The sequence below is a fragment of the Tatumella sp. UBA2305 genome, from assembly GCF_002345795.1.
GTDB lineage: Bacteria > Pseudomonadota > Gammaproteobacteria > Enterobacterales > Enterobacteriaceae > Tatumella > Tatumella morbirosei.
Window position 1 is genome coordinate 25,673 of the sequence record NZ_DDVT01000003.1, and the last position, 24,768, is coordinate 50,440.

The 24,768-nt window shown below is 48.4% G+C and carries 19 protein-coding genes; 9 read left to right on the plus strand and 10 right to left on the minus strand.

The window, feature by feature from the left end:
- Positions 1-29: 29 nt before the first annotated feature.
- The 3 genes from B3Z23_RS01435 to B3Z23_RS01445 all read right to left on the minus strand — a co-directional run bounded on the left by B3Z23_RS01435 (position 30) and on the right by B3Z23_RS01445 (position 2,757).
- Positions 30-752, minus strand: a complete 723-nt coding sequence (locus B3Z23_RS01435; protein WP_294900579.1) for a YoaK family protein — start codon at positions 750-752, stop codon at positions 30-32.
- A 68-nt stretch (positions 753-820) separates the two neighbouring features.
- Entirely contained in the window at positions 821-1,234 is a 414-nt protein-coding gene (locus B3Z23_RS01440; protein ID WP_294900582.1) for a DoxX family protein, read from the minus strand.
- A 626-nt stretch (positions 1,235-1,860) separates the two neighbouring features.
- Positions 1,861-2,757: a LysR family transcriptional regulator gene (locus tag B3Z23_RS01445; protein WP_294900585.1), complete on the minus strand. Its 897-nt coding sequence runs from the start codon at positions 2,755-2,757 to the stop codon at positions 1,861-1,863.
- 191 nt (positions 2,758-2,948) lie between these two features.
- Here B3Z23_RS01445 and B3Z23_RS01450 point away from each other — a divergent pair, with 191 nt between their 5' ends.
- Positions 2,949-3,668, plus strand: coding sequence for a GNAT family N-acetyltransferase (locus tag B3Z23_RS01450; RefSeq protein WP_294900589.1), 720 nt, complete (start codon positions 2,949-2,951; stop codon positions 3,666-3,668).
- A gap of 65 nt (positions 3,669-3,733) precedes the next feature.
- Positions 3,734-4,468 (plus strand): 4'-phosphopantetheinyl transferase family protein, encoded by a 735-nt coding sequence (locus B3Z23_RS01455; RefSeq protein ID WP_294900592.1) that lies wholly within the window; start codon positions 3,734-3,736, stop codon positions 4,466-4,468.
- Positions 4,469-4,475: 7 nt separating this feature from the next.
- Here the strand turns inward: B3Z23_RS01455 and alkB are convergent, their stop codons facing one another.
- Positions 4,476-5,096 carry a DNA oxidative demethylase AlkB gene (gene alkB / locus B3Z23_RS01460; protein ID WP_294900595.1) on the minus strand — a complete coding sequence of 207 codons (621 nt, stop codon included), beginning with the start codon at positions 5,094-5,096 and terminating at the stop codon, positions 4,476-4,478.
- Positions 5,097-5,111: 15 nt separating this feature from the next.
- Positions 5,112-6,155 carry an FAD:protein FMN transferase ApbE gene (apbE, locus tag B3Z23_RS01465; RefSeq protein WP_294900599.1) on the minus strand — a complete coding sequence of 348 codons (1,044 nt, stop codon included), beginning with the start codon at positions 6,153-6,155 and terminating at the stop codon, positions 5,112-5,114.
- A 191-nt stretch (positions 6,156-6,346) separates the two neighbouring features.
- On the opposite strand from apbE, the gene B3Z23_RS01470 reads away from it, so the two are divergent.
- Positions 6,347-6,517 carry a hypothetical protein gene (locus B3Z23_RS01470; RefSeq protein WP_294900602.1) on the plus strand — a complete coding sequence of 57 codons (171 nt, stop codon included), beginning with the start codon at positions 6,347-6,349 and terminating at the stop codon, positions 6,515-6,517.
- A gap of 60 nt (positions 6,518-6,577) precedes the next feature.
- Here the strand turns inward: B3Z23_RS01470 and ompC are convergent, their stop codons facing one another.
- Positions 6,578-7,696, minus strand: coding sequence for a porin OmpC (gene ompC / locus B3Z23_RS01475; protein WP_294900605.1), 1,119 nt, complete (start codon positions 7,694-7,696; stop codon positions 6,578-6,580).
- Between the two features lie 993 nt (positions 7,697-8,689).
- Between ompC and rcsD the strand changes: the two genes are divergently transcribed.
- Both rcsD and rcsB read left to right on the plus strand, forming a co-directional pair.
- The gene (rcsD, locus tag B3Z23_RS01480) at positions 8,690-11,335 is read left to right on the plus strand and encodes a phosphotransferase RcsD (protein ID WP_294900607.1); all 2,646 of its coding nucleotides are present in this window, start codon (positions 8,690-8,692) and stop codon (positions 11,333-11,335) included.
- Positions 11,336-11,348: 13 nt separating this feature from the next.
- A complete protein-coding gene (gene rcsB, locus B3Z23_RS01485) occupies positions 11,349-11,996 on the plus strand; it encodes a response regulator transcription factor RcsB (protein ID WP_038021674.1) in 648 nt (215 codons plus the stop codon).
- A 49-nt stretch (positions 11,997-12,045) separates the two neighbouring features.
- On the opposite strand, the gene rcsC is transcribed toward rcsB, so the two are convergent.
- A complete protein-coding gene (rcsC, locus tag B3Z23_RS01490) occupies positions 12,046-14,892 on the minus strand; it encodes a two-component system sensor histidine kinase RcsC (RefSeq protein WP_294900614.1) in 2,847 nt (948 codons plus the stop codon).
- 219 nt (positions 14,893-15,111) lie between these two features.
- Positions 15,112-17,745: a DNA topoisomerase (ATP-hydrolyzing) subunit A gene (gene gyrA / locus B3Z23_RS01495; protein WP_294900617.1), complete on the minus strand. Its 2,634-nt coding sequence runs from the start codon at positions 17,743-17,745 to the stop codon at positions 15,112-15,114.
- Between the two features lie 171 nt (positions 17,746-17,916).
- Between gyrA and ubiG the strand changes: the two genes are divergently transcribed.
- The 4 genes from ubiG to yfaE all read left to right on the plus strand — a co-directional run bounded on the left by ubiG (position 17,917) and on the right by yfaE (position 22,848).
- Positions 17,917-18,648 carry a bifunctional 2-polyprenyl-6-hydroxyphenol methylase/3-demethylubiquinol 3-O-methyltransferase UbiG gene (ubiG, locus tag B3Z23_RS01500; protein WP_294900620.1) on the plus strand — a complete coding sequence of 244 codons (732 nt, stop codon included), beginning with the start codon at positions 17,917-17,919 and terminating at the stop codon, positions 18,646-18,648.
- 436 nt (positions 18,649-19,084) lie between these two features.
- The gene (nrdA, locus tag B3Z23_RS01505; RefSeq protein WP_294900623.1) at positions 19,085-21,364 is read left to right on the plus strand and encodes a class 1a ribonucleoside-diphosphate reductase subunit alpha; all 2,280 of its coding nucleotides are present in this window, start codon (positions 19,085-19,087) and stop codon (positions 21,362-21,364) included.
- An 84-nt stretch (positions 21,365-21,448) separates the two neighbouring features.
- The gene (gene nrdB, locus B3Z23_RS01510) at positions 21,449-22,579 is read left to right on the plus strand and encodes a class Ia ribonucleoside-diphosphate reductase subunit beta (protein ID WP_294900626.1); all 1,131 of its coding nucleotides are present in this window, start codon (positions 21,449-21,451) and stop codon (positions 22,577-22,579) included.
- A gap of 2 nt (positions 22,580-22,581) precedes the next feature.
- A complete protein-coding gene (yfaE, locus tag B3Z23_RS01515) occupies positions 22,582-22,848 on the plus strand; it encodes a class I ribonucleotide reductase maintenance protein YfaE (protein WP_038021693.1) in 267 nt (88 codons plus the stop codon).
- 49 nt (positions 22,849-22,897) lie between these two features.
- Here the strand turns inward: yfaE and B3Z23_RS01520 are convergent, their stop codons facing one another.
- Both B3Z23_RS01520 and B3Z23_RS01525 read right to left on the minus strand, forming a co-directional pair.
- On the minus strand, positions 22,898-23,227 hold the full coding sequence (locus B3Z23_RS01520) for a DHCW motif cupin fold protein (RefSeq protein ID WP_294900631.1): 330 nt from the start codon (positions 23,225-23,227) through the stop codon (positions 22,898-22,900).
- A 44-nt stretch (positions 23,228-23,271) separates the two neighbouring features.
- Entirely contained in the window at positions 23,272-24,456 is a 1,185-nt protein-coding gene (locus tag B3Z23_RS01525; RefSeq protein ID WP_294901068.1) for a nicotinamide mononucleotide deamidase-related protein YfaY, read from the minus strand.
- Positions 24,457-24,768: the final 312 nt, after the last annotated feature.

Consider the following 24,768-nt stretch of genomic DNA (forward strand, 5'->3'; position numbering starts at 1 on the left):
GTTTCCGCCGGTTGTCCGGCGGGAACTCTTCAGACAGGACCGGGCGCTGACTGCGAGAGCATATAGCGGATTTCCCACACCGCGACAACCGCAATCAACAGAATCGGCAACAGTGTACTAAAGAAGCCCGCCACGATGTAGGCCACTGCTCCTGCCCCTGCCCCAATTGTAAATCCAGCCACCGATGTCGATGATTTTACCAGTTTCGCACGGTTTTCCGGACCAGGGTTTTTAATCAACGACATTATATCAATGGTCAACTGAGTTACATTTCCCGTCATCATGGTGCTTGGGCTGGTCGAAGCCAGTAACAGACGACTGGTGGCGTTTCGTATCCCCATGGCCATCACCCCTAACATACCTGCAATCAGCACATGGATATCGCCGGCATCGGCAAACGGCTGATAAAGTAACCCTGCCAGGGCAAATAATGCCAGTAACAGAATCTCAGCACCAAATAAGCTGGCCAGTAAACCGGCACTTAATGTTTTTCTGGACTGAATAATATGGGTGGTCACTGCCACCACCAACATAAATACCGGGATGGCCACTAATTTAGCCAGAATACCGTCACTGTTGCCAGCAAGAGAGGCGCCGGCCACCACCAGGTTGCCGGTCACATGAGCGGTGAACAGACCAAACAGCGCAATAAAACTGATAGTATCAATCGCTCCTCCGGAGGCTGCCAGCAACACCGGTTCACGATAATGACGCCAGCGTTTTTCGAGCTGCAACAAATTAGTCGGCTGCATTATCTCTCTCCCGTTATTTTAGGTAAAAAAAACCGGGGATACCCCGGTTTTAATCTCAGAACTGGAAATTATTTACGGTCAATCGAATATTTACCAGGTCCGGCCAGTGCCAGCGCCAGGAAGCCACCCGCAATACTGATATTTTTGTAGAAGTTAATCATCGCACCGTACTGTTCCATGCCTGTCATATGCCAGTACTGGTGACCCAACAAACCAGTCGCAACGGTATAAATGGCCAGAATAATCGCCAGCGGACGGGTATAAAAGCCGAGGATAATCAGAATACCAAATCCCAGTTCTACCACTACCGCAATCACTGCAGCCACAGAGGGTAACGGAGCACCAACAGAGGCCATATAGCCGATGGTCCCTTCAAATCCGGTCAGCTTCTGCCAGCCAAATAACACAAACAGAATCATTAACAGTACACGAGTCAGCAGCAGCAGACCATTACGATATTTTTCTAATGACAGATATTGCATTTTATCACCTCACCTTTTAAAGCGCTTATCCCCCGACTTTCCGGTTTGGAAAGTGTATTTATAAGCAAAATTTTTTAAATTCCCAAAGTTATCACTTGTCGCCGGTTTCAGAGTCTCCGGCTACTTTCGCTACCATCAATGATGTGTCCCGAAAACGAGCCCACCAAAGTGCTGCATTGAACTTAGCCCTATATTGTTTACGTTGCCTTATTCAACCGCGCTGACATCATAACCTTACCTGTAACTTAACCGGAAGCAGCTGCCTTTACGACTGATCCGACTGCCTGCGGAATGAAGATATCTTACATCAACCATACTGAACATCAATACTCTTAAACATTACTTATTATCACACTCAGGTTGACAATTATCGTAAAAATTCAGTATTCACCATAGATAAGTCAGGGAGAAATCATAAAAATGTGAGTGAATAATATAATATAAATCACATGAATTTCAGGGTGATATGCAAAAAAACACCGCCAAATAATCAGGGTTTTCGGCTGAAAATAAGATACAAAGCCTGTCCTGAAATATCATTCAGTTTTTTTGTCTATGATAAGCAAAATTTTGGCTGAAGTCAGGCTGACTGGTTCGACAGGCTATCGCCTGTCGTGATGCAGCGTTCAGCCCTTACGTACTGGCTCGGAAGAGATGTGTTCACTAATAAATGACAGTAAAGCGCGAATCACCGGGCTGTGCTGGCGATGCTGAGGATACATGGCGTTTAGCGTGAGTCCCGGTGGCGTGTAATCAGCCAGTACCGGCATGAGACGCCCTGCCTGTATCGCCTCTTCCACAATAAAACGGGGCAGCAGAGCCAGCCCCAGCCCGGCTTCTGCAGATTCCCTGAGGACTTCACCATTATTGCTGGATACTGGTCCCTTCACCGGAAACAACTGGTTTTTCCCCTGAACCGGTAAATTCCAGCCATGCAGACCTTCTTTTCCGTACAACAAACAGCGATGGCTGGCTAATTCATTCGGTTCAGCGGGGAGTCCTGCCAGTTGCAGATATTCCGGGCTACCACAGATAACCATGGGTAAAACAGCCAGCTTGCGGGCGATCAGGCTGGAGTCGGCGAGAACACCGATTCTGAGCGCCATATCAAATCCCTCCCCCACTAAATCGACAAACCGGTCATTAATCTCAATATTCAGGTTGACTGCCGGGTTCTGATGCTGAAAGCGGGAAAGCAACGGCGCAATATGTTTCAGCCCGTAGGTATGTGGCAGGCTAATCCTGAAGCTGCCCACCAGCTGACTCTGGCGCAACGAAATAGCCTCTTCAGCCTGCCTGACCTCATCCAGGATACGGCTGGCATGCTGAAAAAAAACCTGTCCGACATCAGTGACCGATAACCGTCGGGTATTTCGTACCAGTAACTGAGCGGACAGTCCGGTTTCAAGTGCCGCCACCCGGCGACTGACAAACTGTTTTGACAACATCAAACGCTCCGCCGCACTGGTAAAGCTGCCGGTGTTTACAATGGTGACAAATATGCGCATATCATCAAGAGTCATTAACTATTTCCCGGATTCAGATCCTGTATGACGGTTTTGGCTTCTGTAAGCGTCAGTTTACCATCCCTTCAGGAGTGATGAGCAGATAGCTCACGGTATTTTCGCAGATGTTCTCTGTTATTCTGCTCAAATCATCTGCTACTGATATGGTATAGTGACTATCCGAACCACCAGAGACAGAGTAATGACTGATGTCTGACAGAATCAATCAGTACGGACAACCGATTGGACAGATCATTGATGGCTGGCAGCCAAGGCCATTGCCTTCCCGGGTGACTTTAGCAGGCCAGTATTGCCAACTACAGCCACTGGATGCGGACCGACATACACAAGAGTTATATCAGGCTTTCCACTGTTCGGATGACAGCGACAGTCTGTGGACTTACCTGGCTGCGGGTCCTTTTGATTCTTTCGAACCATTTCAGCAATTTATTGCCAATGCGGCCCGAAGTCAGGATCCGCTGCATTTTGCGGTAACAGATAACAAGACAGGAAAAGCTATCGGTTCTCTGTCTCTGATGAGGGCGGATGCCGGCAACGGCGTGGTGGAAGTGGGACATGTGATGTTCTCCCCGCGACTGCAGCGTACCCCTCTTTCCACTGAAGCTCAGTGTTTGCTGATGAAGCATGTTTTTGAAACGCTGGGTTATCGGCGTTATGAATGGAAATGCGATCATCTTAATGCCCCTTCCCGTAAAGCAGCCTCACGTCTGGGATTCAGTTTTGAGGGTATTTTCCGCCAGGCTGTGGTTTACAAAGGTCGTAGCAGGGACACAGCATGGTATTCGATCATCGACAGTGAATGGCAAAGATTGTCGCCGGCATTTAACTCCTGGCTGGCAACCCATAATTTTGATTCTCAGGGGCGGCAGCGCTATCTGTTAAGTCATTTTCAGTCGGCTGTACTATAATCCGGGCGCCGGTGGAGGGAGCGCCGGTCCTTTCCGCTCCCCTGAAGCTGACAATACATCCAGTCATGACAATATCATCTGCCGAATTTCCGGCGTTTGTAAGCCATCCGTTAGCTCTGCCTGCAGGTAAATTTATTACCCGGGCAGCGCTGACGTCCTCTTCCCCGTTCATCGCCTGTGCAGCTTTTGATATGCAGGCCTTTACTCCGGATTTGTTTGCTATACTTAGGATCCCCTGCCCGCCAGCGATTCAGCGTGCGGCACGCAAACGTCAGGCGGAGTATCTCGCCAGTCGTTGGCTGGTCCGGGAAATTGCAGCATTATGCGGCGTGGCTGAATTTATCCTGACCAACGATGCTGATCGTGCTCCCTGCTGGCCTTCCGCATTTACCGCATCACTTTCGCATACTGCCGGACTGGTCTTTGCACTTGCCGATACCGAAAAAAGGGCCGTAGGTATTGATGTTGAACACTGGATGAATCAGGAACTGGCCGAAGAAACCAGTAACATTCTAATGGATGATGGTGAAAAAAAACTGCTCAGTTCGCTTTCTCTGCCTCTGGCACAGGCCACCACTTTGTTATTTTCCCTGAAAGAAAGTTTATATAAGGCTCTGTGGCCGGAGGTTCGACATTATATTGATTTTCTGCAGGTACGATTACTGGCTCTTGATGAACAGCAACAAACTGCTACCCTGCAGCTGGACGAGACACTCTCAACACGTTATCCGCAGAGTACGTGCTTTCAAGCCCGCTTTGCCCTGACCAGACAATGTGTTTTTACCTGGATCAATCAGTGACCCGCCGTCAGCCGGCACAACGAAACGTCATATTATAGCGAAACTCTTCCGTCAAAGGATGCCAGCCCGGCTTCAGGGGCTGAATCCCGTGAAACCGGAGTCGTGATCTTCCTCCCCAAACGACCACATCACCGTGCTCCAGCATCACTTTGGTGGTGGGATCGCTGCGTTCAAAACCACCAAACAGAAACACGGCCGGTAACCCCAGTGACACGGACACTATGGGCTGACGCAAATCCTTTTCATCTTTATCCTGATGTAATGAGAGTTTACTGCCGACAACATAGCGGTTCATCAGGCAGGAGTCAGGCAGAAATCCTCTGAACCCTGCGCTGGCCGCTGTTTGGGAAGCGTAATCACGTAACGCTTCCGGAAGCTGTGGCCTGGGTGAACCTGCTTTCTCCTGCGATAAATCGGCCGCCCAGCCACGGGCCCCGCAATGGGTCATGGCAACAGACATTCGGAACCCTCCCGGAGTGATCCGATGCTGAAATGGCTGCTGTCTGGCAATCGACAGGATCTGACTAAACAGCCATTGATCATCTTCTTTTGCGTAACGCCGCAGGATCACCGCATCTTCTGCCAGCGTCTCCTGCCACGGCGCTTCACCTTCAAACAGGTCCAGCATCATGTCCTCTGCAGATTATTTCTCTTCGGATATCAAAAAGGTTTTAAACAATGGTGAAGCCCAGGTTTCAAATTTATCACCCTCACGGCTAATCAAAAACACAGCCAGATGCTGTTTCAGGGCCAGTGCTTTGGCTTTTTCGGTTCCCAGAACCATCAGACCGGTATCCCAGCCATCAGCCTCACTGGCCGTAGTAGCAATGACTGTGACTGAGGCCAGTTTATGCTCTATCGGCCTGCCGGTCGATGGATCAATAATATGCGAGATCCGGTGCCCATCCAGTTCGTAATAATTGCGGTAATTCCCGGAAGTACTGATGCCATGCCCCTGCAGATTGACCACTGCCTGCGCCACATTTTCCAGGTCAGTGGGTTTCTCGATGGCTACACGCCAGGGGTTGCCCTGAGCATTATGCCCCCGGGAGAGCAAAGCTCCCCCGACAGAAACCAGGTAATTAGTGATACCCTGTGACTCCATGAGTCTTGCCAGATGATCTGTTGCATACCCCTCTCCCATGGTGGAAAGGTCCACATACAATCCTGGCAAATCTTTCTGTAATGCCTGTCCTTTAAACGTCTGGATCACTTTGAGGTGTTGCAGTCCGGTCAACGCCTTTGCCTGATCGATCTGTGCCTGTGTCGGAGTATGCTGCGGCGCTTTTGTCGGACCAAAGCCCCAAAGATTAACTAACGGCCCGACTGTGATATCCATCGCTCCACCAGTTTTCGCGCCAATACGCAGCGCCATTGTCACAATATCTGCCATAGCCTCACTGACCGGCCATGGATCAGACCCCTGATACTGATTGAACCGGGATAAAGCCGAGTCCGGCTTCCATGTGGACAACTCCTGATCATCATGATCTAGTTGCTGCTGGATGAGTTTCTGTAACTGATCACGGCGGGATGCAGGCACATCGGCAACCGATACCCGCCAGACAGTTCCCATGGTCTTACCGGCCATAATCAGATTCTGTTCTGTGGAAGAACCTGAATTATCGCATCCGGCTAAGACGAGGATTAAACAGAGCAACAGACTCCTGCAGGAAAAAACGTTCATGAAATTTGCATCCCGGAATAAATATAAAAAGCTTGCCGTAAACCCACCGGCCATAACAGCGCAGGCGCGCACTAAAAAGAGGCGCTATGTTAACAAAAGGCCGGTGGATGTACCGTGAATATCCGTGCTATTGGCTGGCACATATTTTGCACAGAATATTACGCAAGATTAACAACTGGCGAGGTGCAAAGATGAAAAAAACTTCCTCTGTCCGGCAACAGGCAAAACTACTGTGGACACAATGGTTATCGTTTGCGGTATTTACCCAGGCAGGATCTGCACTGGAAGGTAGCCATCAGCAATTGTATGCAGATGCGGCGGAAAATTTTAATCGCTATGGAGTCGAAAAACGCAGGATGTAAACGTGAAACTTAACAGCGGAAAAGACGGGGAATGGACACTATCCATTCCCCGTTGTTATATCAGAACTGGTACACCAGGCCTGTAGCCACGATGTTATCAGTATTTATGCCAGCATCGTCAGTGAACTGGTTGTCTTTAAGCAGGTTAATCTGGTAATCCACATAGGTCGACATATTTTTGTTGAAGTAGTAGGTTGCACCCACATCAACATACTTTTTCAGGTTCTGAGAGCCATAACCCTGAACGCTGGTTCCGCGCGAAGAAACAAATGCCAGTGATGGACGCAGACCAAAGTCAAACTGATACTGAGCGACTAATTCCCAGTTATCCGCTTTATCCGCATAACCATAAGCCGTTGAATCACTCCCGCCAAAACGGGTGGCGTTATAAGACCGGGTGTACATTGCGGCCAGGTAGATATTATTGGCGTCATATTTCAGACCACCGGTGTAAGCCTGAGCTTTATCCCCCTGCCCCAGAATATGGTTGCCGCCTGTAGTATAGGTGTTCTGCTCGTCAGTACGGTCAGAGGAGAACATAGCACCACCCAGCGAGAAGCCCTGACCGAGATCATAGGTCGCGCTCATCCCCCATCCGTCGCCGTTCTGTCCTAACACATCACGACCGTTAACACTTTCACTGGAGCTGCCATTTTTGCCCTGGTACTGAACAGCAATATTCAGGCCGTTGATCAGTCCCCAGAAGTCAGTATTACGATAGGTGAGTAATCCGCTGGAACGCTGGAACATAAAGTTATCAGCGCCGTAGGTATCACCACCGAACTCAGGCAGTACGTCTGTCCAGCCAGCAATATCATACAGAACGCCGTAATTACGGCCGTAATCTAAAGAACCATCATTATCAAATTTCAGACCGGCAAAACCAACACGAGTATAAGTATCTGCGCTACCATCAGATTCCGCATTGTTCAGGGCAACCTGATATTCCCATTCACCATAACCGGTGAGTTGGTCGCTGATCTGAGTTTCACCTTTAAAACCAAAACGTAAGTACGACTGGTCGCCATCTGAACCATCATCGCTTGAAAAATAGTGCAAACCGTCAACTTTACCGAAAAGATCTAATTTGTTGCCATCTTTGTTATAAATTTCAGCAGCACTGGCAGAACCTGCAACGAGCAGTGCAGGAACCATCAGTGAAAGAACGCTAAGCTTCATGTAATTACCCTCGAATGAGACCCGTAACGTCAGACATCGACTCAGGAAAATAGTATAAAAAGTAAAGTTACTGCTTTCTATGTCATGTTAATTTAGAGCAAAAAATAATCTATCGTCTAAATGATACTAAAAGAGCTAATCTGCTTCAATTTATTTCCGATTAATTTCAAAATGTAAATTCCACAGAACTTTTTTACTCCAGGTTCTTTTTTAATGAGCACTAAAGGTTAAATCAACCAAAAGTTTATTTATGAAAAGAATTGCGCACTATTTGTCAAAAAAGTAAAATGTTCTCAATAGTGCCTGAATGTTAAAAATTACAGCACTGAATGATAAATTAAATTGCTAAGAGAGGAATATAATTGTTCCTGCTATCATCATTTATTTTATTATTACCTTCATTCACCCCGAATGAGTTTTGCTTTAATTATTCCCTACCGGACTTCGTGTCCGGTTTTTTTTTACCTGATAACAGGCACCTACCCGTACGGCACTGATCTCACTGAATTCTGGCTATGCCTTCGACTAATCATCAGAGGTTTATTATTTATTGGTGAAAATATCACAGGGTGAAATTATCCCTGCCAGCTGATTTTAAATATTCGCTGCCAGCATCTGAACAGGCATACAGTTTATCGGCAGAAGATGTCCTAATTATGGCAGTGTTTTTTTCGGTATTTTCTGATAACAATATCCAAAAAACCTTTACTATTCGGATTTTATTATCCAGAAAAAAACCACGCGCTGGCAGGTCAGATTTTACCCGACAGCAAAGAAATATCAGGGCTTATTTCGGCCGTTAGCTTTACTTCCAGGGTCATTGAGGATATTTTTAGCCATGGTTTACGCTAATCGTTCCGGGCCTGCTTATACCGCCTCCGGTCTGGTATTTGTAAAGTAACGAAGTCGCTGTCTGAGATGTCCTGCTGACTGCCACTGTCAACTGCCCGCCTTCTGTGTGAAATGTCATTTTATCTCAGGTCCAGTATCTTTATGCTCGGAAAAAAAATTGCCCTGCTGCCTAACCAGTTATTTAAATCAATGATATTTATCAGCGTGATTGTTGTCGCTATTATGCTGGGTATCATCTATGACAGCCTGGGCGTCCAGTTACGTCATCAGCAGGCTCTTCTGGAAAACTTTGTCCGGGAAGCTCAGTTACGGATTGATAATTACCGTTTTGCCACCTGGCAAATCTATGAGGCACAAAACTCTGCGCCCGACAGTGATAATGATGATAACGCCACAATCCAGGAAACCCGGTTACGCCCGGATATTTATGCACCCGATGAAGATAAACAAAGAACAGAAGCGCTCATTTTTGGTTCTCACGACAGCAATACACTGACAGGGGCACGCAAGGCATCTGATTTTCTTGATACCCTGTGGGCATTAAAGAAAAGCACCTGGTCTATGTATTACCTGAATGGCCAGGACAACAGCTTAACGATGATTTCAACCCTGCCATTAAAGGATATGATTAGCCGCTATAATGGTGAAAGTATTACCGGACTGGTATCGGCCCGCAGAGCCGAAATGCTGCAACAGGCAAATATGCTGGATGAGCGTGAGAGTTTTTCTGCGTTGCGACACATGCCTGACAGCAATGATTACTACTTCACTATCAGAACCACCTTTAATCAACCAGGCCATCTGGCGACCGTGGTGGCGTTTGATTTGCCAGTGAAGGATATGCTGAGCGCTGAACTTGATGCTTCCCGCTTAGTATTTCACAGTATCGAGAATTCATCCGGTAACTCAGACAGCAGCAGTAGTTCAGACCGGGTCAATCTGGCCTCCGCTTCGGTCAATTTGGCATCTTCTCTGAGCGGCGCTCCGCTGGTCGTCACCTATAACCTGTCATTAATGACTCTGCTCGCCGCCACATTGCACCATTTCTCTTTCTCATTAAGCCTGTGTCTGTTGCTGCTGATACTCTCCCTTACGGCCAGCATATTACTGCGGAATGCTCCAGCGCCGGCAGAGAAATCTGCTGACCCGGAAGTTGATCTGTTACGCAGAATGAATAAAGAGATGGTGGAAAGTCTGCCGTTGGGTTTCCTTATCTATGATTTTAATGCACACAGGGAAGTAGTCAGCAATGAGACAGCATCACAACTAATCCCACACCTCAATCTGCAAAAAATCGTTACCCTGTCTGACAATGTTCAGGGCATGTTGCAGGTGACTATCAATAATGAAGTCTACGAGGTCAGACACCAACAGAGTCAGTGTTCGCCTCAGTATTGCTTTTTTATGATCCGTAATCAGGACCGTGAGATACTGGTCAATAAGAAGCTGCAAAATGCTCAGCGAATTCTGGATAAGAATCATGAGATGCGCCGCCAGCTACTCGACAATATTGGTAATGCATTCCGCGAACCACTCCAGCATTTGTCGCAACAAATTCAGCAGGTGCAGTCTTCTCTGCCCTCCTCCGTCTGGCAATCGCTGATCGATTCCGCAGAACATTTGGTCAGGCTGACCGATAATACTATTCTGCTGAACCAGCTGGAAAATCATCAATGGTCACCTGATTTGCAACCCTTCCTGCTTCAGCAACTGCTGGATGACATTGCCATGGAGATTCTGCCGGCGATGAACCTGCGCGGTCTGGAGATCATTGTCAATAATTTGCGTCCGGCGGATGAAGTCAGGGTCGGTGACCGGGAGATCTTACGCAAAATTCTGCTGACACTGCTCTGGTATTCCTTCGGAACCACCCGTTGGGGCAAAATTTCTGTCCGAATTAGCGCAAGCCCGGAACATACTGATCGACTATTGATAAATATTGTAGATACTGGTCAGGGTCTGAATAAGAATGAGCTGGCAAATGCTGATTTTCCTTTCAGCGGAGAAGTCAGCACGCTGAACGATGAAAAATCCAACAGTATGGATTTATTTTTTTGTCGTCAGTTTTGCCAGAATTTGAACGGACGGCTGGATATTATCTCTAAGCCAGATATCGGTACTCATTTTAGTGTATTGATATCTCTTCCCGTAGAGCAGCCAACCATTCTCAGAGAAGAGAAGATACTGGACGGAATAACAGTATTGGTTGATGTGGTGGTTGATGATATCTATAAAATTGTCAGCCGACAGTTGGAGTTCTGGGGAGCCAAGTGCCTGATTGCCGACGACAGAGTACCGGGTCAGGACTTCGATTTTCTGGTGACCGATGTACCTGCAAGGCTGTCAGGATGGGCACTGCTGATCACCGGTTCAGAACCTGGCTACTCAGCAATCACCTCACAGCAATACAAGGTGAATTACAATCTGAATCAGGCAATGTTGGAAGCATTGCTGACACTGATTGAAAAACAAATGACCAAGGACGAGATGGAGGATGCTCCTGAAAAAGAAAGGGAACAATTACTCAGTGAACCCGAGTATTTTCAGATATTTAAGGATACTGTGCCCGATGATGTCAACAAATTATATCTTGAGCTCGATAATAAAGATTATGCTGCGCTCGCCCTGACTGCTCACCGCCTGAAAGGTGTTTTTGCTATGCTGGGTCTGGAAGATGGCAAAACACTGTGTGAACAGTTGGAGCGTTTTATTAAAGAGCGCAACGATTTAAACATTAAAAATACTACCAGTGATATTGAACACTACGTCCAAACACTGTTGCAGTAAGGTAGCCAAAAAAATGGATAACTTAAACGTAATTATTGCCGATGATCACCCGATTGTATTGTTCGGGATCCGTAAATCTCTGGAGCAACTGGAGTGGGTGAATGTGGTCGGTGAATTTGAAGATTCGACTACCCTTATCAATAGCTTATCTAAACTTGAAGCCAATGTACTGATTACCGACCTGTCAATGCCGGGAGATAAATACGGCGATGGAATCACCCTGATCAAGTACATCAAACGCCATTACCCTGACCTGGCCATCATTGTTCTGACCATGAACAATAATCCGGCAATTCTGAGTTCAGTACTGGATCTGGATATTGAAGGTATTGTACTGAAACAAGGCGCACCGACTGATTTGCCTAAAGCCCTGGCTGCACTGCAAAAGGGGAAAAAATATACCCCGGAATCTGTGGCAAAGTTGCTGGAAAAAATCAGTGCAGGGGGTTACGGAGACAAACGACTATCACCAAAAGAGAGTGAAGTGTTGCGGTTATTTGCCGAGGGTTTTCTGGTCACCGAAATTGCCCGTAAACTTAACCGCAGTATCAAAACCATCAGCAGTCAGAAAAAATCAGCCATGATGAAACTGGGTGTCGATAACGATATCGCATTGCTGAACTATCTTTCTTCTGTCAGCGCGACACTGCCTAAAGACTGATAAGCGAGTAAGCCCCCTGCCCTGGCGGCAGGTGGGCTATTCTCTCCGGTCAAACACCCGTTGACCGTCCGGTCCTGACCTGCTGAGCGTACCCGGTAAGAATGGTTTTTAGTTCCTGCAGGGTCACAGGTTTCGACAAACAGTCATCCATCCCCGCCTGCAAACAGCGCTGCTTCTCGTCGGCTAATGCATTCGCGGTAACCCCAACAATTGGCCGCCGGAACCCCATCTCCCGTAGCGTCTGAGTCAGGCTATAGCCATCCATATTCGGCATATTCACATCGCTGAGCACAATATCAGCCTCAATGCGCTTCAGTACATTCAGAGCATCTACGCCATCCTGAGCCGTTTTTACCTGATACCCCAGAGTATGTAACTGACCGGACAATAGCATCCGGTTTATCGGGTGATCATCGACCACCAGAATCAGGATATCTTCGTTACTGACCCCGGCTGCACTACCTGATAACTGTTCAGACAATAGTTTCACTTCACTGATCGGCCGGAAAATACGTTTCAACAGTTCAGGGATTTCATGTGGCATCGATGTTGGAATCACCCAAACCCCTGGCTGAATCTCTCCGGGGAAGTCAGTATATTCACTGCTAAAACAGATCCGGGCTTTGCAGACTTCATCTCCTCCGCGGTCACAATCCGTGAGAATAATGTCATCTGCCGTCAGTTGTTGCGGATTGGTCAGGATTATCATCGACCAGGCCTGCAACTGCCGCTGCAGATATTCAGCAAAGGTACTATTTTTTAGCATCAGTAGTACCCTTTTGCCGGCAAGATCGTCGTCAGTCGCCGTCCATACTCCCTGATAGACAGGAATGCGTACTGTAAACTGGCTACCCATACCTGGCTCTGATTCCACTTCAATATCACCGTCCATCATATTGATCAGTTTTTCACAGATAGCCAGACCCAGGCCCGTTCCCTGGAAATTCCTTTGTACACCCGTGCCAACCTGGAAGAACGGGTCAAACAAGCGTAAAACATCGCGTGACGGAATACCTACCCCGGTATCACGAACACGGAATGCCAGATACCCTTGCTGTTGATATATATGCAGAATAATACAGCCGGTATGGGTAAATTTGATCGCATTACTCAGCAGGTTAGAAACCACCTGCTGTAATCGCATGGCATCGCCATACAACGAAGACGGGACATCATGCTCTATCAGGCAATATAGCGTCAGTCTTTTTTTTACCACCAGTGATAAATAGTTGGAGATGATATGACCGACCATTTCATGTGGCGAGAACGCCCCCGGCTCAATTTTTAACTGCTCAGATTCAATTTTAGAAAAGTCGAGAATATCATTAATAATTTTCAGCAGAAGATCAGAAGAGTTAGTCATAGCACTGACCAGTGCTTCAGAGCTTTTAGGCATTTCGCGAGTTTTCAGCAAATCCAGGTTGCCGATAATTCCGTACAATGGAGTACGCAACTCGTGGCTGACGGTCGCAAGGAACATCGATTTAGACTGACTGGCCTGTTCCGCAGAATCCGCCATTTCCTGCAACGACTGCTCCATCTTTATCCTGGCACTGACATCGACCAAAACACAGATAGCCACGTTTTCATTACGATAACGGCTGTGCACAAAGCTGATTTGCAGATTGGTATTTGAACCGGTGAGCACATCCACAAAGTTCACCTGCTGCCCGCCAATAATTTCTGTCAGCCGTTGTTTATCTTCTGTGGTCAGTAACGTCAGATAATTGTGAGCCAGTTCATTGCTCAGTATGTTACTGCCATCGCTGGTACGCAAAATGCAAATCCCAACCGGCGCCGAAGCGACAATTTTTCGGTTAAATTGCTCGTGTTCTTCCAGCCGGACAGCATTATCTTCTGCCGGTAATAACATACGGCGTTCAAAGATCATAGCCAGCGCGATGAGTATTAATGCACTGAAAATGTTCAGTAAAATCGCATTGATGATCATCAGTTTCATCTGATTAAACAACAGTCCGGTGGGCAGAGAATAGATGATGCTGAACGGGCTGGGCGCGAGTGATTGCTTTAGCACCAGTTGCTGATAACCGTCCAGATACCCAAACCATTGTTTGTCATCCGGTAGATTATCAAACATATGGCTGCTGACTGTTCTGTCAGTCGAGAGCATCAGTTGATCGTCATCATCGATAATCGATGTAGTGACCGCAGCTCCGCCGGGTGTCACCAGTTCATCTAACCGCAGGTTCTGTTCAAAGCTCAGTAACGCCACCGGCTGGTTACCGGTATAGACCGGCATCATCATGTAAAAAGCCCCGACTCCGGGCTGATTACCCGGCTCAATCCAGTACACCGGATTACGTTGTTCGGCAGGACTGCTATTGTGAAATCGCAGTACATTTTCCTGAAGAGAATTAGTACTGGTATCCTGATTGACTTCACTGGTACTGAATGAAAAAGTCGCCAGGCAATTACTGCCGCTGTTCAGCAGAAAAATCCGGCTCATTTCATAAGAAGAGACATACTGGCTTTCCCAGTAATTCAAAAAACCGCCCAACGTATTTAGCGTAGCCCTCCAGTCAGCGTTGATTGCTGTGCAGTCATCATCACTAAATAAGGGGGAAAACTGAGGTGAGAAGTTTTTGTTACCACTGCTCAGGGTAAAGGTAGTGTCATCATCCGGCGTTTTATTCAGTTGCCCTTCAGTGATGTATTTCAGTTCTCGCATCGCCTCATTGGTATGGGCAATAAACCATCCTGCCTGATTATAATTCGCGGACAGCTGCTCCCGGATATCAGACTCTTTTTCGTGCAGAACATTCAGCAGATAGAATGCACTCAGCAGCCCCCCAAGTAACCAGAGTAACAGTGCCAGAATACGAAACAGATAACGGGAAACCCGTAGCGTGGTGCGAAAAGAGACAAGGTATTTCAATGGGAACTCACTGCAAAAGGCCGACGCAAATGAAATGATATCGGGAACAGTCCCGGCAGATCATCAGTACAAAGTTACAGCAATCTCTGATACGAGTAAGACTAACACATACCGTCATGTTTAACAGGTCCGGCCAAGGTAAATGCGGTGATAATAGCCGGTAATGAAAGAGGCATCGCCAGCGATGCCTCTTTTTACTACTTTGCAACCCGCAGAGATTTATTCGTCTTCGGGCTCAGCATCATCATCGGTTTCCGGTTCCTGGGCGAGATCGTCATCCCCTTCTGCCACTGTACCATCAATAGCATCCAGTTCTTCTTCTTCAACCGGTTCGGCCACGCGTTGCAGACCTACCACATTCTCGTCTTCCGCAGTACGAATCAGAATGACGCCCTGGGTATTACGACCCACCACGCTGACCTCAGATACACGGGTTCTTACCAGCGTTCCGGCATCAGTGATCATCATGATTTGATCACTGTCGACCACCTGAACTGCACCAATCACCGGACCATTACGATCTGTCACTTTAATCGAGATAACCCCCTGAGTCGCACGGGACTTGGTCGGATATTCCTGATTTGCAGTACGTTTACCATAACCGTTTTGAGTCACGGTCAGAATTGCCCCGTCTTCACGCGGAATAATCAGCGATACAACCCTGTCAGTTTCAGCCAGTTTAATTCCGCGGACACCGGAAGCGGTACGTCCCATCGGTCTGACCGCCTGCTCAGAGAAGCGTACGACTTTACCGGCAGCTGAGAACAGCATGGCTTCATCGTTACCGTCGGTCAGCGCCACACCAATCAGTTCATCGTCATCCCGCAGGTTTACCGCAATGATACCGGCACTGCGTGGGCGGCTGAATTCGGTCAGTGACGTTTTCTTCACCGTGCCGCTGGCGGTTGCCATGAAAATATTCAGGCCTTCAGAATATTCACGTACCGGCAGAATCGCCGTAATACGCTCATTGGATTCCAGCGGCAGCAGGTTGACGATGGGCCGTCCACGGGCGCCACGGCTGGCTTCCGGTAACTGGTAGACCTTCATCCAGTACAGGCGACCCCGGCTGGAGAAACAAAGAATCGTATCATGGGTGTTTGCCACCAGCAGACGATCAATAAAGTCTTCTTCTTTAATTCTGGCGGCAGACTTACCTTTCCCACCACGACGTTGTGCTTCATAGTCGGTCAGTGGCTGATATTTGACATAGCCCTGATGTGACAGAGTAACGACCACATCTTCTTCATTAATCAGATCTTCAATATTGATATCTGCAGAATTAGCGGTGATTTCTGTTCGACGTTCGTCTCCGAATTGTTCACGGACAGCCACCAGCTCTTCACGAATCACTTCCATCAGACGATTCGAGTCCTGCAGAATGAAAATCAGCTCAGCAATCTCCTGGAGTAACTGTTTGTACTCATCCAGCAGTTTTTCATGCTCCATGCCAGTCAGTTTCTGCAAACGCAAATCCAGAATGGCCTGAGCCTGCTGCTCTGTCAGGTAGTAAGCACCGTCACGAATTCCGTATTCAGGTTCCAGCCACTCCGGTCGGGCAGCATCATCGCCGGCTTTTTCCAGCATCGCAGCAACGTTACCCAGGTCCCAGGCTTTGGCGATCAATGCCGCTTTTGCTTCAGCCGGAGAGGGGGCGTTACGAATTAATTCGATCACCGGATCGATATTCGCCAATGCAATGGCCAGGCCTTCAAGGATATGCGCACGATCGCGGGCTTTACGCAGTTCATAGATGGTACGCCGGGTAACGACTTCACGACGGTGGCGGACAAAAGCTTCCAGAATATCTTTCAGCGGCATAATCTTTGGCTGGCCCTGATGCAGCGCCACCATGTTGATACCGAAAGAGGTCTGTAACTGGGTCAGAGAATAAAGATTATTCAGAACCACTTCACCGACGGCATCGCGTTTTACTTCAATAACGATGCGCATACCATCTTTATCTGATTCATCACGAAGTGCACTGATACCTTCAATACGCTTCTCTTTAACCAGCTCAGCAATTTTTTCGATCAGCCGTGCTTTATTCACCTGATAAGGGATTTCATGCACGATAATCGTTTCACGGCCGGTTTTAGCATCAGTCTCGACTTCACCACGACCGCGGATATAAATTTTACCGCGGCCAGTACGGTAGGCTTCTTCAATCCCCCTGCGGCCATTAATTATGGCGGCGGTCGGGAAATCCGGACCAGGAATATGTTCCATCAGCCCTTCGACAGTGATTTCACTATCATCAATCAGCGCCAGGCACCCGTTAATCACTTCATTAAGGTTGTGCGGAGGTATATTGGTCGCCATCCCAACCGCGATTCCGGAAGAACCATTTACCAGCAGGTTCGGCACCCTGGTCGGCATAACTTCCGGGATTTGTTCTGTACCGTCATAGTTAGGTACAAAATCAACAGTCTCTTTGTCCAGGTCAGCCAGTAATTCATGGGCAATTTTGGACATTCGAATTTCGGTATAACGCATTGCTGCCGCGGAGTCACCGTCGATCGAACCAAAGTTCCCCTGACCGTCAACCAGCATGTAGCGAAGTGAAAACGGTTGTGCCATACGAACAATGGTTTCATAGACCGCAGAGTCACCATGCGGGTGGTATTTACCGATGACATCCCCGACAACACGGGCAGATTTTTTGTAGGCTTTGTTCCAGTCATTACCCAGTTCGTTCATGGCAAACAGCACACGACGGTGTACTGGTTTCAGACCATCTCGCACATCAGGTAACGCACGGCCAACGATGACCGACATGGCATAATCAAGATAAGAATTTTTTAATTCTTCCTCGATATTAACCGGGGTGATTTCTCTTGCTAAGTCGCTCATGGAGCCGATATCCCTCTAGATATTGCCGACTATTCAGACCCCAAATCATATCACATTCCCGCCCTGCGGTGCACCTTAGCATCAGATTAGTTACGCAGATAGACAAGCGGAGGGTGCCGCAAGCTCGGTAAGCGTTTATACTCGGGAAAATTTTGTCAGGAGTAGATACCCATGAATATGCCTTCAGCGGAAAAACAGCAGAATGTCGACCATCAGGAAATTGCCAAATTTGAAGCAGTGGCCTCCAGATGGTGGGATATGGAAGGCGAGTTCAAGCCTCTGCACCGTATTAATCCCCTGCGCCTCGGCTATATTAGCCAAAATAGCCAGGGCTTGTTCGGTAAGAAAGTTCTGGATGTTGGCTGCGGCGGCGGAATTCTGGCGGAAAGCATGGCCCGTGAAGGCGCCGATGTTACCGGGCTCGATATGGGAGCCGAACCTCTGGAAGTCGCCCGCCTGCATGCACTGGAAAGTGGTGTCAGCGTGGATTATGTGCAACGTACCGTTGAAGAGCACGCTGGTCTGTTCGCCGGACAGTATGATGTGGTGACCTGCATGGAAATGCTGGAGCATGTTCCCGACCCGCGCTCGGTGGTTCATGCCTGTGCCAGACTGGTAAAACCGGGTGGTCAGGTATTTTTCTCTACCATTAATCGTAATCCGAAGGCCTGGCTGATGGCCATATTTGGTGCTGAATATGTTTTACGTATGGTTCCGCGTGGTACCCACGATATTAAAAAGTTTATCCGACCGGCAGAACTGCTGAACTGGGTAGACGAAACCCCGTTACGTGAAGAAGGGATGATCGGGCTGCATTACAATCCGCTGACTCACCAGTTCCGGCTGGGACATGGCGTGGATGTTAACTATATGATTCACACCAGTTGTCCGGAAAAGGTCTGATCATCATCCTTTGGTGATTTTTGCCTGAAAACGCTCCGGCAGGACGACAAAATATGCCTGCCGGAGGCTGATGCAGTGACTGTCACCCTGTTTGATGGCTTTAGACAGATAAATGACCTCCCGCCTCCCCCTGCTGAATGAAAAACCGGCGACCGATCGCAAAAAGAAATTTTTTCTTTCGATTATTGACATCAGAGAGTGCCTTTACTCATGCGGCCTGGGGAAAAATTCGAAAATTACAAGCCGGTTCACCATCTATTTTTCCTCTTGTTAAGTCCGGGGAAGTCACTAGAATAAAGCCTATCTTGTTATATATTTTCTACACAGCCCCTACATGTAGTGGTTATCCACAGTTTTATTCACAAAGAAAATGCTGTGCATAACTACGCGAAATATATAACTCACTGATACTCATGCATAGATAGGTAAACGCGACATGAACCAAAGTCTGCTCGTTACGAAACGCGATGGAAGCCAGGAACGAATCAATCTCGATAAAATACACCGGGTACTCGATTGGGCAGCAGAAGGTCTTCACAATGTCTCGGTCTCGCAGGTCGAGTTACGCTCACATATTCAGTTTTATGACGGAATCAAAACTTCCGATATCCATGAAACTATCATCAAAGCAGCCGCGGACCTGATTTCCCGGGATGCTCCGGATTATCAGTATCTCGCGGCACGACTGGCAATTTTCCACCTGCGTAAGAAAGCCTACGGTCAGTTTGAGCCTCCGGCGCTGTATGACCACGTCACTGCTATGGTCGAACGCGGTAAATATGATAACCATCTGCTGGAAGATTACACGGCAGAAGAGTTTGCGCAAATGGACGGATTTATTGACCACTGGCGCGATATGACCTTCTCTTATGCCGCAGTAAAACAGCTGGAAGGCAAATACCTGGTTCAGAACCGTGTGAGCGGTGAGATCTATGAGAGTGCGCAGTTCCTGTATATTCTGGTGGCTGCCTGCCTGTTTTCGGCATACCCACGTGAAACCCGTCTTGATTACATCAAGCGTTTTTACGACGCGGTATCCACTTTTAAGATTTCACTTCCAACTCCAATTATGGCGGGTGTCCGTACCCCGACCCGCCAGTTCAGCTCCTGTGTGTTAATTGAATGTGGTGACAGCCTGGATTCAATTAATGCCACGTCCAGTGCCATTGTGAAATATGTCTCACAACGTGCTGGTATCGGAATTAATGCCGGTCGTATTCGTGCGCTGGGTAGCCCGATTCGCGGCGGGGAAGCATTCCACACCGGATGTATTCCGTTCTATAAACACTTCCAGACAGCAGTAAAATCCTGCTCCCAGGGGGGCGTTCGTGGCGGTGCGGCCACACTGTTCTATCCGCTCTGGCACCTGGAAGTAGAAAGCCTGTTGGTGTTAAAAAACAACCGTGGTGTGGAAGGAAACCGTGTTCGTCATATGGACTACGGCGTGCAGCTCAACAAACTAATGTACCAGCGTTTACTCAAAGGCGAAGACATCACCCTGTTCAGCCCGTCGGACGTGCCTGGCCTCTATGATGCCTTCTTTGCTGACCAGGATGAATTCGAACGCCTGTATGTCAAATATGAGCAGGACAGCAGCATCCGTAAACAACGGATTAAAGCGGTAGAACTGTTCTCACTGATGATGCAGGAACGAGCTTCAACCGGACGTATTTATATTCAAAACGTTGACCACTGCAACACCCACAGTCCGTTTGATCCGGCAGTTGCTCCTGTGCGTCAGTCAAACCTGTGTCTTGAAATTGCCTTGCCTACACGGCCGCTGGAAGATGTCAACGACGAGAATGGCGAAATCGCTTTGTGTACCCTGTCGGCATTCAACCTCGGAGCCATCAGTCATCTTGATGAACTGGAAGATCTGGCGGTGCTCGCGGTACGTGCTCTGGATGCCCTGCTGGATTATCAGGACTACCCGATCCCTGCCGCACAACGCGGAGCAATGGGTCGTCGTACTCTGGGTATTGGCGTGATTAACTATGCTTACTACCTGGCGAAACACGGTAAACGTTATTCTGATGGTAGCGCGAATAACCTGACACACAAAACCTTTGAAGCTATTCAGTACTACCTGCTGAAAGCTTCTAACGAACTGGCTAAAGAACAGGGTGCCTGCCCGTGGTTTAATGAAACCACTTATGCGGCCGGCGTGCTTCCGATTGATACTTACAAAGCGGATCTCGATGCTATCTGTAATGAACCATTGCATCTGGACTGGGAATCACTGAGAGAATCTGTCAAAACTTATGGCCTGCGTAACTCGACTCTGTCTGCGCTGATGCCTTCAGAGACATCGTCTCAGATTTCCAATGCAACCAATGGCATTGAGCCACCGCGCGGGCATGTCAGTATTAAAGCCTCTAAAGACGGTATACTGCGTCAGGTAGTACCCGATTATGAAGAGCTGAAAAATAACTATGAGCTGCTGTGGGAAATGCCATCGAACGACGGTTACCTGCAACTGGTGGGTGTGATGCAGAAATTTGTCGACCAGTCGATTTCGGCAAACACCAACTATGACCCTTCCCGGTTTGCTAACGGTAAGGTCCCAATGAAACAGCTGTTAAAAGACCTGCTGACCGCCTACAAATTTGGCGTTAAGACGCTCTATTACCAGAACACCCGTGACGGTGCTGAAGATGCTCAGGATGACCTGGCACCCGCCGATGACGGTTGTGAAGGCGGCGCCTGCAAGATTTAAACCTCTGCCAGGGGCCGTCACCGGCCCCTGACTTTAGCTATTTAACCGCTAAAACGTTAGCCTGTATCTATCGGATGTCTGCTTATGGCCTATACCACATTCTCGCAAAACAAAAATGACCAGTTAAAAGAACCGATGTTTTTTGGACAGTCGGTGAATGTTGCCCGTTTTGATCAGCAAAAATATGATATTTTCGAAAAACTGATCGAGAAACAACTCTCTTTTTTCTGGCGTCCTGAAGAAGTTGATGTTGCCCGTGACCGGATTGACTATCAGTCATTGCCTGAGCATGAAAAGCACATTTTTATCAGCAATCTGAAATATCAGACGCTGTTGGATTCTATTCAGGGCCGCAGCCCGAACGTGGCATTACTGCCGCTGGTCTCTATTCCTGAGCTGGAAACCTGGATTGAAACCTGGGCGTTTTCTGAAACTATTCACTCCCGCTCTTACACCCATATCATCCGGAATATCGTGACCGACCCGGCGCTGGTGTTTGACGATATTGTGACTAATGAACAAATTCTTAAGCGCGCTGAAGACATCACCGGGTATTATGATGATCTGATCGAGATGACCAACTACTGGCACTTGCTGGGTGAAGGCACCCACCAGGTGGACGGTAAAGAGATTGTTGTTAACCTGCGTACCCTGAAGAAACAGCTCTATCTGTGCCTGATGAGTGTCAATGCGCTGGAAGCTATCCGTTTTTATGTCAGTTTCGCCTGTTCGTTCGCTTTTGCTGAACGTGAACTGATGGAAGGTAACGCCAAAATTATTCGTCTGATTGCCCGTGATGAAGCTCTGCACCTGACAGGCACCCAGCATATGCTGAACCTGATGCGCAGCGGTGAAGATGACCCGGAAATGAAAGAGATTGCTGCTGAATGCCAGGAGCAATGCTATGAGTTATTTAAGAAAGCCGCCATTCAGGAAAAAGAGTGGGCTGAATATCTGTTTCGTGACGGTTCAATGATTGGTCTGAACAAAGATATTCTCTGCCAGTATATTGAATATATTACTAATATCCGTATGCAGGCTGTCGGACTGGATCTGCCATTCCAGACCCGTTCCAACCCGATCCCGTGGATCAATTCCTGGCTGGTTTCGGACAACGTTCAGGTTGCTCCACAGGAAGTGGAAGTCAGTTCTTATCTGGTCGGTCAAATCGACTCTGAAGTCGGTGCTGATGATTTTAACGACTTCCAGCTTTAATAATGGATAAGTCCAGTGTCATCCTGCTCAGCCGCTCAGGGCGTGAGCTTGAGTGTGTTGAAAACGCCTACCCTAACCTGCTGAGCGCACTTGAAGCACATCAGCTGCCGGTAGAGTATCAGTGCCGGGAAGGCTATTGTGGATCATGTCGCCTGAAACTACGCAAAGGCAAGGTCTGCTATCGTAGTGAACCGCTGGCATTTGTCGGCCAGGGTGAAATTTTACCCTGCTGCTGTCGACCCGTCGGCGATATTGAACTGGAACTTTAGCCTGCAGCTATCGCCGGACCAAACCGGCGATAGCGGATTCATCCGCCCATTAGTCGACAATAAATAACCGTGCACCACTGACCGTTGAGGAACGATGTGCCTCGGCGTGATCCGCCACCTGATAGCTCATACCGGCTTTCAGGGTAAATGTCCTGCCATCCTCAAGTTCAGTGACCATCTCACCTTCCAGACAGAACAGAATATGGCCTTTTTTACACCAGTGATCGGCCAGGTAACCGGCAGAATAAGTCACTTCTCTGACCCGGATATCACCAAACTGCCGGGTTTTCCAGACAGCCATCCCTTGCTCACCGGCATGATTTTCTCCGGGTACTGTCTGCCAGTCGGTCACACCAAATGAAATATCATTTATCTGCATTGTCACAACCTTTCAGGAAAAGCAGCGGCACGCTGCCAAAGAGATTAAGGAAGAAGTAAATGACCGGTCACTTCCAGCCAGCTGTGGCTGGCCGGAGAATTTTTCCCCTGCAGCCAACGTAGTAGCATATTCATCGCAACCGTACTGATCAGCTCCTGACGGGCTAACAGCGAGTGTCGCTGAGTATTAAAGGTTAGCTGCTGTGCTTCAGTACCCTGTGGAGTCACCAGACAAATCCCCAGCGACTCGTTATTCAGTTCACCGACGGCCAGAGCCAGAGATGCCTGTTGATGCTCAGCCAACAGTACCGTGCGCTCTGCCAGTTCAGTCAGGTTCTCGACGCCCGCGGCCGGCAAATCACCGCCCTGCAACGGCACACCGGCCGATGCCAGTGACCAGTGAAGATATCCGGCCGTAAATTTCTCACTCACCGACAGGGTTAAATCACGCTGGCTGATTTCACGTGCCAGTACAGCCGGCAGCCCTTCAGTTCCTTCAAACAGAATCCAGTCAGCCAGTTGCTGACGGATAGTTTGCCAGCAGTTGTTCATGGCTACCGTCTCACTGCCGGGTCCGGTCAGTTTAATTTCCACCACTGGCATGGCTGCCCGGTATCCAAGAGAGACGCCTTGTGGCAATACTAAACTGTCCAGTTGCGCCGCCAGATCACTTTCGCCACGGCCAAAAGTCGTCAGTCGCAGGCAGAGGGGTTTCTCCGGCAGGCCGAATTGTTCAGCCAGCCGTGGCAGAATCTGTTCGGTGACCATTACCTTAAATTCTGACGGCACCCCGGGGGTGAAAAAGATCCGACAATTATTCAGGGTCACCGCAAAACCGCAGGCTGTGCCTACCCGGTTATCCATCATTTCGGCATGCTGTGGAATTTCGGCCTGTTTGCGGTTAGAAGCGGCCATCGTCAGCCCCCGTTCTGTGAAAAATGCTTCAATTCGCTGCAACCACTGTTGATTCAGTTCAAGTTCAACGCCGCAGGCAATGGCTGCCGCCCGGGCACTCAGATCATCGCTGGTGGGTCCCAGCCCGCCGTTAACAATCAGCACATCGGCCTGCAGACTACGTTGCTGTAACTCTTCCACCAGAGCATCCAGTTGGTCACCTACTGTCGAGCGGTGGGTCATTACCAGACCGTGAGAAAAAAAAGTATCCGCCAGCCAGACAGCATTGGTATCGGTGATTTGACCGTACAGCACTTCATCGCCGGTAGACAGCATTTCAATATTCAACTTACAGCTCCTGAACAGTTAACGTGGCTGAGTCCGCTGCAGCCACTGACACAGGCTGCTTCGGGCTATGGGAATTGACAAAGAGACTCATTAAAATACTGTCCGCGAGTGATTACAAGCTCAGGCAACCAAGGCCATTGAAAACGACCATCTCAGCATCACAGGAGAGTAAGCCCTGCGCTCATCATGAGTCCGGAAAGTAAAATAACCTGACTGGCCGCTGGAAAATGCACCTTTTCTCTGATTATTCTGATAAATTTCTTAGCAATGAATTTTAGAAGCGGTGCCCTGTCGTAGTGG

Coding starts and splice junctions, on each gene's coding strand:
- apbE (WP_294900599.1), bottom strand. CDS start 6,155: ATGAACGTTTTTTCCTGCAGGAGTCTGTTGCTCTGTTTAATCCTCGTC.
- B3Z23_RS01470 (WP_294900602.1), top strand. CDS start 6,347: ATGAAAAAAACTTCCTCTGTCCGGCAACAGGCAAAACTACTGTGGACA.
- alkB (WP_294900595.1), bottom strand. CDS start 5,096: ATGCTGGACCTGTTTGAAGGTGAAGCGCCGTGGCAGGAGACGCTGGCA.
- ompC (WP_294900605.1), bottom strand. CDS start 7,696: ATGAAGCTTAGCGTTCTTTCACTGATGGTTCCTGCACTGCTCGTTGCA.
- nrdA (WP_294900623.1), top strand. CDS start 19,085: ATGAACCAAAGTCTGCTCGTTACGAAACGCGATGGAAGCCAGGAACGA.
- B3Z23_RS01445 (WP_294900585.1), bottom strand. CDS start 2,757: ATGACTCTTGATGATATGCGCATATTTGTCACCATTGTAAACACCGGC.
- yfaE (WP_038021693.1), top strand. CDS start 22,582: ATGGATAAGTCCAGTGTCATCCTGCTCAGCCGCTCAGGGCGTGAGCTT.
- B3Z23_RS01435 (WP_294900579.1), bottom strand. CDS start 752: ATGCAGCCGACTAATTTGTTGCAGCTCGAAAAACGCTGGCGTCATTAT.
- ubiG (WP_294900620.1), top strand. CDS start 17,917: ATGAATATGCCTTCAGCGGAAAAACAGCAGAATGTCGACCATCAGGAA.
- B3Z23_RS01455 (WP_294900592.1), top strand. CDS start 3,734: ATGACAATATCATCTGCCGAATTTCCGGCGTTTGTAAGCCATCCGTTA.
- B3Z23_RS01525 (WP_294901068.1), bottom strand. CDS start 24,456: ATGCTGTCTACCGGCGATGAAGTGCTGTACGGTCAAATCACCGATACC.
- gyrA (WP_294900617.1), bottom strand. CDS start 17,745: ATGAGCGACTTAGCAAGAGAAATCACCCCGGTTAATATCGAGGAAGAA.
- rcsB (WP_038021674.1), top strand. CDS start 11,349: ATGGATAACTTAAACGTAATTATTGCCGATGATCACCCGATTGTATTG.
- B3Z23_RS01450 (WP_294900589.1), top strand. CDS start 2,949: ATGTCTGACAGAATCAATCAGTACGGACAACCGATTGGACAGATCATT.
- B3Z23_RS01520 (WP_294900631.1), bottom strand. CDS start 23,227: ATGCAGATAAATGATATTTCATTTGGTGTGACCGACTGGCAGACAGTA.
- B3Z23_RS01440 (WP_294900582.1), bottom strand. CDS start 1,234: ATGCAATATCTGTCATTAGAAAAATATCGTAATGGTCTGCTGCTGCTG.
- rcsD (WP_294900607.1), top strand. CDS start 8,690: ATGCTCGGAAAAAAAATTGCCCTGCTGCCTAACCAGTTATTTAAATCA.
- nrdB (WP_294900626.1), top strand. CDS start 21,449: ATGGCCTATACCACATTCTCGCAAAACAAAAATGACCAGTTAAAAGAA.